This window comes from Neisseria sp. P0021.S006 (genome assembly GCF_051956895.1).
The window spans coordinates 1-639 of sequence record NZ_JBQCWZ010000822.1 but is presented as its reverse complement, the minus strand read 5'-3'; the positions used below and the strand labels follow the sequence as shown (position 1 = coordinate 639).

Genomic DNA, 639 nt, shown 5'->3' with positions numbered 1-639 from the left:
GATGTGGGCTCGGCTGCGTAAGGGGTGGTGCAGCCAGAGTGCCAAGAGGCGGCTGCCCATGTGGGTGGCGCAGCCGTCGAGTATGGAAAACAGGGTTGGTGATTTTTTACCGGAGAGGGTTTGCGTGATTTCGAGATTGCGGCGCGTGGCGGCGTCCATGCCGATATATTGGCTGTCGGTTTCGAGCGAAATGCCGTCGAGGTGTTGCGGCATCAGGTTTTGCGTCAGGCGGATGTAGTTCAACAGCGCGCCCGCCGCACCGACGGCGGCTTCGTGTTCCTTGCCGTCCAAACCGAAGCCATGCAAGTCTTGGCAGCCGAAGTATTCGGTCAACAATTTCGCGCCGGCGTCGGCGGCAAACTGCCACGAGTTCAGGCGCGTAATGTTGGCGGAGGTCGTCTGAAAACCGTCAGGCAGGCTTTTGCCTTCGGGCAACAGGATTTCCGCCGCCTGCAAACGCGCCAGCTCGTCGGCAAGTTTGTCCGCCGTCGTCAGCTTGGTTTTGAATTCGCCGCTTTGCAAAGATGCCCACGCGATGGCGATGTGTTTTTTATCCGCGTTCACCGCCGCGATGCGGTTGGTTTCCTTGTCTTCCAAAAACGCCGCGTCGGTCAGCGTGCCGGGCGTCACGATGCGCAC

General features: G+C 59.9%; 1 pseudogene. It reads right to left on the bottom strand.

What is annotated here, in order from left to right:
- Positions 1–639 (bottom strand): annotated as a pseudogene (locus ACTHUM_RS17310) (DNA mismatch repair protein MutS); the annotation flags it as partial.